A 6,820-nucleotide genomic window follows, 5' to 3' on the forward strand; every position below is an offset into this window, starting at 1 on the left:
CAATTATAAATAAATTATTTTCATTGCGTAAATAATAGTAGATTCATTATTGATCATAAATTATGATAATAGAGATTGGGTTTCTAATCCAGAATATAAAAATATAGACAGTTTCTAAATTTTAAAATTGTAACATCGTCAGATGATGATTTAGATTTAGCGTGTGTTATCAAATACAACTTTATAAGTAATACATTTAAGCAGCAAATTCTAAAAATATTATAGGAGAATGTTTATGTTCAAGAAATTATTAACAGTTGGAGCATTAGCTGCGGGTGTTTTGTTGAGTAGTAATGCAATGGCACTAAATAATTGTCAGGTTGAAAACGTACCAAAACATCTTACCGGTAATCTTTATGAAATGTATGTTGTTAACCCTACAAATAATTTCGCAAATACCTTTGAAAGGTATGGTATTACATGGTATTTTAAAGGAAAAATTGGAAATGGAGAGTGTAAATATAATACTGGAAGGAAAGCCTATCAAGCTTATTATCAAGGAAGAAAATACTAATTCTCCAAAGAAAATTATTATCATGGTAAATTTATGATGCAGATAAACCCCGTTTAAAACGACGGGGTTTTTTGGCTCTTATAATGAACAATATATTCCCTATATTCCCTATATTCCCTTATTAGCTGGTTTTAACGGTCTTTCATAAATCCATCTAAATTTTCAATATAAGATAAAAACATAAGAAATCTCTAAATTTTAAAATTGTAACATAGTCAGGTGATGATTTAGATTTAGTATACGTTATCAAAAACAATTTGATAATTAATAAATTTTTAAGTTACAAATTTTAAAACTATGACATAAAAATGTTTATATTCAAGAAACTATTAACAGTTGGTACATTAGCAATAGCATTGTTCGGAGGTATTGGAACTGCATCAGAAAACGTAGATATCCCCTGGAACAATTGTTATTCTTCTCCTGTAGAATATAACAATGGCGTATATACTAAATATCTTGTTAAAGATAATATTGTTTTTCTTGATATACGTAATGAAAATAGAATTAAATGGTATTTAAAAGGCTTCAAAAAACTATATGTCTGTGGCATGAATGTTTATGTTGGCGAATATGAAGGTAAGAAAATATAAGATTCTCAAAAAAGCGCTTACTCCAGTTGATGCAAGCGCACTTTAACTTCATCAATATAAATTTGCTTTAATTTTTCTGGCTCTATATCAATCAAATGCTGAGAAAAACCATTGATATAATCCAACAGATAGCCAAGCTCTTCCTGATGATAGTGGCCAGATATTAACGCACTATTATCATCAGTTAATTGCAGAACAATATGTGAGAATGGTTTTCCGTGATAATGCTCAATACCTGAGCTTTTTATTTTAATCTGAAAATAATGTTGCTGTTGTTCCTGCCTTAACTGATCAAAATTGAACAAATGAAAATCCGTAAGATGAATATTTTCAGAAGCGGTTAATAATTTTGTCGTTGGATGAAATGACTGGATTACGTTACAACGTAACACACGTAAATCTTGTTCTTCATAATCAAACACAGCTAAAAACCATTTTCCGGTTTCAAACCACATTGCAATAGGATAAATAAAAATCGTTTCGTTATGATAAGTTATCTCTAGATTTTCCTGTTGCAGAATATGATTTAGCAACATATCCAGTTTTCTGATCGGATTGACCTGCTTTACAGTACGTACACCTAAGTGCTTGCGTAATTTATCTTCCTTTATTTTTTCATCATGGGGCAGAACCTGCTTTAGCTTTTCAGAAATACTGCGAAATTGCAGATTGAAAGGCGTGGATTGCAGAACATGCTTACCTGAAATAGCAAATAACATTGCATGAATTTCATCCGCACTAAACCTGACCGGAGTTAACCGATATGTCGGGGCAATAACATACCCCCCATTCCTTCCCCGCTCAGAATATAAAGGAACGCCCAACTCTTCTAAAGCAGAAATATAACGTATCGCACTACTGCGGGATAAATTAAATTCTTGCATAAGTTCATTTAAGGTTACTTTCTGCCTGCCCTGTAAAAAAAGTTGCATCTGTTGCAATAGCACTGTTTTTTTCATCATGAATCCTTAAAAAAGGTGTCAGAAAGTGAAACCTATCTACTTTATAATGATTCTTACCTAATGGAAAGTTAAAAGGAAAGTATTATGACACGTATTTCTTTAGCAAAAACGTTCCCTGATATTTATCAGCAACTGCTATCAGTAAATGCTGAAATAGATAAAGCAGCTTTATCTGTGGGAATTATTGAGGGGTTCTGCCATCTATTAAAATTGCGTATCTCTCAGATTAATGGATGTGCATTTTGTATCAGATTACATACCAGAGATGCCTTACAGCAGAATGAATCTATTGATAAAGTTGCCCTGCTTACAGCATGGCAAGAAACAGAATATTTCACAGAAAAAGAACGGGCAGCACTGATGTTAGTCGAGGCGGTAACAGAAATACAAAATGAGCATATCCCAGATGATATTTATCAAAAAGCAGTGGAGTTATGGAGCGATACACAGGTCGCAGCAATCGAGTGGTTGGCTATTATGATGAATGCGTTAAATCGAATTGGAATAGCTTGTCGGTATCATGTAGCGCCGTAATTACAGTTATTGGCTACCCGCCTAAATCAGGCGGGCATATAAATGATATTACTGCCCTTCCCTAATTCAGTTGCTCGCTAACATACGGCGCTAAAGTTGATCTTTGCAAAAACAGTCAATAATCTGAGAAAAACCATTGAATAAAGTGCAAAAATGAAAATTACACTGGAAGGAAATGCAGGTGTTTATTGCTGTGGTAGACAGCGGTTATTGAACCGCTGCTGCCGAACGATTGGATCTCACTATTTCCGTTACTAGCCGGGCTTTGTGTTCCCAGCAGTTTAAAGCACCAACTTTACCAAGAGCAGTTTTAACAACATTCAGGCTGCTACCATCACCTTCACCAAAAATAGTTCTTTCCGCATGTGCAGGCTTTAACTTTCTTCGTGTCAGTAATGTTTGACCCGTTTGGTCGATAATAGATTGAGAAATGTAAAGGCTACCGTTATCTTTCTCGCTGAAACCAAGAACTATCATAATATTATGATCGGCAGCAGCTTGATCAATTCTTTGATATTGCAGGCTATTAAGTACTAATGAATTGTTGTGATACTGTTTGATGAACTGAGTGCACCAAAGAGGTGAATCTAACCATATGAACCACGGATAACCTGGTATCCAGGTTTCAGAGAAAGTAATCAAACTAGCACCTTGACTGGCTGCTGACTCAATAAGTGAGATGGTTTTTGCAACAGTTGCTTCCAAATCAAGAAAAACAGGGGCGGCTTGAACGGCAGCCACGCGATAGGTTGTGTTTATTAACATTATAAATTAACCCGAATTCTGGATAAGAAATTGACAAAATATATATCGAACAAGCCAGTGCTAAAAACATCAACCAGCCACAGCTTCAGGGTATATTTCAACAGGTCAGAACTAATAAATGGAATTTCTATCACAATCAAGAGAAAATGGTTAGAAAAGTTGAATTATTATCTATAAAATATCGCCTCGATTTAGGATTCTTTGCATCTCAGCATTGAGTCCTTACAATACGAATTCAATATAGGGTAACCCATATATGATACATCTAACAGATAAATAAGCCGCCGCAACCCTATTTTTTCAGTTGTGGCGGCAGTCTCAAGAAGCTATCAATTCTATGAGTACACCGCCAAATCCTTTACTTTAGGAGATGGATTTATGCACTCAAAAAATTTTCTCTGGCAATATTCTTTTACTACTACAGTATTATTGTTATCCCCATTTAGTTTATTGCCATCACTGGCCATGGATATGTATCTACCCGTAATGCCTATCATCACCGATGCACTTGGTGCCGGAGCAGGAACAATCCAGCTAACATTAACCATATATATGGTTATGTTGGGAATTGGTCAGCTTTTATTTGGCCCTTTATCAGATCGATTCGGTCGTCGTCCCGTTTTGCTGAGCGGTGGAATTGGTTTTACGGTTGCTTCATTGGGTCTTGCTATAACTTCATCATCAGAAATTTTTTTGGGTCTTCGAATTATTCAAGCCTGTGGAGCTTCAGCATGCCTAGTAGCAATGTTCGCGACTGTACGCGATATCTATTCAGGTCGTAAAGAAATTAATGTCATCTATGGTATTCTTGGCTCTATGCTTGCCATGGTTCCAGCAATAGCCCCTTTGTTCGGAACTTTGCTTGACATTTGGCTGGGATGGCGTGCCATTTTTTGTTTCTTAGGATTTGCAATGGCCGTTACAGTTATTGTGATCTGGAAACTCTGCCCAGAAACTGGGCAGAAAGGAATGACAGAGTTACAATGGGATCAATTGATTCTTCCTGTAAAGAGTTTGAATGTCTGGTTGTACACATTCTGCTACAGTGCGGGACTGGGAAGCTTTTTCGTCTTCTTTTCAACAGCTCCTTGGGTAATGATGAACAGACAAGAATTATCACAAACTACTTTCAGCTTATTATTTGCAACTGTAGCTATCGCAATGATGATGACAGCCCGAAATATGGGGAGTTTGATTACCCATTGGGGAATATTGGGTACGTTACGGATAGCAATGTTTTGTCTTATAGCCGGAGCTTTGTTGCTTTCTGTCGGAGAAACGCTCATACCGAAATCGGTATTTGGTTTCATCGTCCCAATGTGGCTTCTCGGTGTTGGAGTCGCTATGGCTGTTTCAGTAGCACCTAATGGTGCACTACAGGGTTTTGATCATATGGCTGGAACTGTAACAGCATTCTATTCCTGTCTTGGGAGTTTACTATTAGGAATGGGCGGAACTTTCACTATTACACTTCTATCAAATGCCACTACTTGGCCGATTATCGCCTATAGCCTAGTTCTGGCAACAGTAGTACTTTGCCTATCCTTCTTCATTAAGAGTGAAAATCTGGAACAGTCGAATCAAAGGTATTAAGCAAATTATTCTACGAATACGCGATACGGATTATTTCTTTTTTGAAAATTCGTGTCGTGTTTTCTTGGATAATGGAGAGCATAAAAATCTGTGGGGTATTTTACGCCGCTATAGCATCCAGCTCTGTGTTCTTCAATTTGGGATACCAACGATGAAATATACTTTCCAACTCACCATTTAAGACCGCTACCCGTGTTTGCAAAAGATAATGCGCACCTTGCTGGCTCCATTGCATCTGTTGCTTTTTCGCCATACGTTTTGCTATCACTTCATGAACCGTGGATTCTACAAATGCCGTTGATATTGGCTCCCCATAACGATACCTCTCCCCATAATTTGGGATCATAAATTGGTTATTGGCAATATAAGTCATCATTTCATCTAAATAGCGTCCCATTTTTTTGTTTTTGCTATTTTTACAGTGTGATCCCTCTTCATCGCAATCACAAATACACAAGCAACTATCCAGTTGGTCGAGGGCATTTCCCACATTACCATGCCATAAATACCATTTCGTTTTTTCGAGTCGGCTTTGTAATTCTGTGCCAATATCGACTGATTTTGTTAAAATACCTTTAATGCATTGATTTAGTACGGTTAACCGCATACTGATATGAAACCAATCTAAAATATGCTCTGCTTCTGGGTAGATACCTATTTGCATCATTCTCAGATTATCGGCGCCATCTGATAAAAAAGTGATCTGCTGATTAGTTTGCACACCTTGGGCATTCAATACTGACAGTAATCGTTTTCTTGGATTATCTTCTAAAACATGCACGTAACCAAATCGCTTCGCCTGAACATTTTCGGAGTACGCTTTTCCTGTAATAATTTCAAAATTATTTTTCCGATTATGGCAATCCCTCACATAACCGCCATCAAGCCCAATTACCATGGGTTTTCCTGGTCGGGGTAATTTTTCACTATCATATGCGCTTTTTTCAAGAAAATCAGCTTGCGTGGCAAGCTCCGTTTCTTGTTGTTTAGCAACGCTAACTAAGTGATTACGTACTGTCGCGGAATTAAGTGTTTGACTTATCGGTAAAATATCTTTTAATCGTTCAACAGTGAGATCATATGACATCAATGACGCCCATTTAGCTTCAATAAACTTCAGTTCGGGGTGCGTATTATCCAGCAACCATTCGCTGAGTAAACTGACTGATTTTGTTGTGGCTTGTTCGCACTGACAACGATATAGGCGAAGACCTTTAATGGGAATAACGCCAAATAAAGTATGATAATGGCGGGTTTGATGATCCTTTATTTGACGCGGTTTTTCACCGTGAATTGATAACCCTAAAGGCTCATCTTGTTCGGTTGTTTTATGTAACGTCAATAAGGTTTCTTGATGAGTTGAACCATCATCCTGTATCACAACCGCTTTTATTATGACTTTCATCATCCCCTCCGATTTTTAATCGTTCATCTTTTCCTTAATTTATAATAGGTTGAAACGCCAATCCCCACGTTATCACATGCTAATTTCAGGCGAATACCTTTTGATTTTAATTCATCAACCATGGCCACTTTTCGCTTGTCTGCCGGCGGACGGCCAGTTTTTTCTCCTCGTCCTTTTTTAGCCGCAATGCCTTCAGCTTGACGCTCTCTAATGAGCGCACGCTCAAACTGGCTAAATACCGACATCATATGTAATTGTAGCTCTTGTAATGGATTACTCTCGCTAGCAGAAAAATGAATATTTTCCTTGAGAAAAACAAGCGAAATGCCTCGTTGTTTCAGATCAATGGTTAAATTAACCCGAATTCTGTTTAAGCTGTCATTGAAAAATCGTTTTCCGAATAGAAAATGTTCAGTGATGGCTTTTTCCATTTAAGGCAGTAAGCAATCAGCCC

Annotated in this window: 7 protein-coding genes and 1 pseudogene; 4 read left to right on the plus strand and 4 right to left on the minus strand. The window is 37.1% G+C overall.

Annotation, left to right across the window (positions count from 1 at the left end):
• Positions 1-235 precede the first annotated feature (235 nt).
• Together Xbud_RS06610 and Xbud_RS06615 are read left to right on the plus strand one after the other, a co-directional pair.
• Positions 236-514 carry an LCI fold-containing protein gene (locus Xbud_RS06610; RefSeq protein WP_099135316.1) on the plus strand — a complete coding sequence of 93 codons (279 nt, stop codon included), beginning with the start codon at positions 236-238 and terminating at the stop codon, positions 512-514.
• 308 nt (positions 515-822) lie between these two features.
• Positions 823-1,107, plus strand: coding sequence for a hypothetical protein (locus tag Xbud_RS06615; protein WP_244589866.1), 285 nt, complete (start codon positions 823-825; stop codon positions 1,105-1,107).
• 17 nt (positions 1,108-1,124) lie between these two features.
• Here Xbud_RS06615 and Xbud_RS06620 read toward each other — a convergent pair whose 3' ends face one another.
• Positions 1,125-2,069, minus strand: coding sequence for a helix-turn-helix transcriptional regulator (locus Xbud_RS06620; RefSeq protein WP_099135317.1), 945 nt, complete (start codon positions 2,067-2,069; stop codon positions 1,125-1,127).
• Between the two features lie 84 nt (positions 2,070-2,153).
• On the opposite strand from Xbud_RS06620, the gene Xbud_RS06625 reads away from it, so the two are divergent.
• Positions 2,154-2,603 carry a carboxymuconolactone decarboxylase family protein gene (locus Xbud_RS06625; protein ID WP_099135318.1) on the plus strand — a complete coding sequence of 150 codons (450 nt, stop codon included), beginning with the start codon at positions 2,154-2,156 and terminating at the stop codon, positions 2,601-2,603.
• A gap of 207 nt (positions 2,604-2,810) precedes the next feature.
• On the opposite strand, the gene Xbud_RS06630 is transcribed toward Xbud_RS06625, so the two are convergent.
• A complete protein-coding gene (locus Xbud_RS06630) occupies positions 2,811-3,368 on the minus strand; it encodes a nitrilase-related carbon-nitrogen hydrolase (RefSeq protein ID WP_244589867.1) in 558 nt (185 codons plus the stop codon).
• 378 nt (positions 3,369-3,746) lie between these two features.
• Between Xbud_RS06630 and cml the strand changes: the two are divergent.
• Positions 3,747-4,919 (plus strand): annotated as a pseudogene (gene cml, locus Xbud_RS06635) (CmlA/FloR family chloramphenicol efflux MFS transporter); the annotation flags it as partial.
• A gap of 142 nt (positions 4,920-5,061) precedes the next feature.
• On the opposite strand, the gene Xbud_RS06640 reads toward cml, so the two are convergent.
• Both Xbud_RS06640 and Xbud_RS06645 read right to left on the minus strand, forming a co-directional pair.
• Positions 5,062-6,366, minus strand: a complete 1,305-nt coding sequence (locus Xbud_RS06640) for an ISKra4 family transposase (protein ID WP_099135320.1) — start codon at positions 6,364-6,366, stop codon at positions 5,062-5,064.
• Between the two features lie 23 nt (positions 6,367-6,389).
• Positions 6,390-6,731 carry a recombinase family protein gene (locus Xbud_RS06645; RefSeq protein ID WP_244589871.1) on the minus strand — a complete coding sequence of 114 codons (342 nt, stop codon included), beginning with the start codon at positions 6,729-6,731 and terminating at the stop codon, positions 6,390-6,392.
• Positions 6,732-6,820: the final 89 nt, after the last annotated feature.

The organism is Xenorhabdus budapestensis (assembly GCF_002632465.1).
GTDB classification, from domain to species: domain Bacteria; phylum Pseudomonadota; class Gammaproteobacteria; order Enterobacterales; family Enterobacteriaceae; genus Xenorhabdus; species Xenorhabdus budapestensis.

Bases quoted from the DNA above. Each gene is read 5' to 3' on its own strand.
- Xbud_RS06610 (WP_099135316.1), top strand. From the start codon at position 236: ATGTTCAAGAAATTATTAACAGTTGGAGCATTAGCTGCGGGTGTTTTG.
- Xbud_RS06640 (WP_099135320.1), bottom strand. From the start codon at position 6,366: ATGAAAGTCATAATAAAAGCGGTTGTGATACAGGATGATGGTTCAACT.
- Xbud_RS06620 (WP_099135317.1), bottom strand. From the start codon at position 2,069: ATGATGAAAAAAACAGTGCTATTGCAACAGATGCAACTTTTTTTACAG.
- Xbud_RS06625 (WP_099135318.1), top strand. From the start codon at position 2,154: ATGACACGTATTTCTTTAGCAAAAACGTTCCCTGATATTTATCAGCAA.
- Xbud_RS06630 (WP_244589867.1), bottom strand. From the start codon at position 3,368: ATGTTAATAAACACAACCTATCGCGTGGCTGCCGTTCAAGCCGCCCCT.
- Xbud_RS06615 (WP_244589866.1), top strand. From the start codon at position 823: ATGTTTATATTCAAGAAACTATTAACAGTTGGTACATTAGCAATAGCA.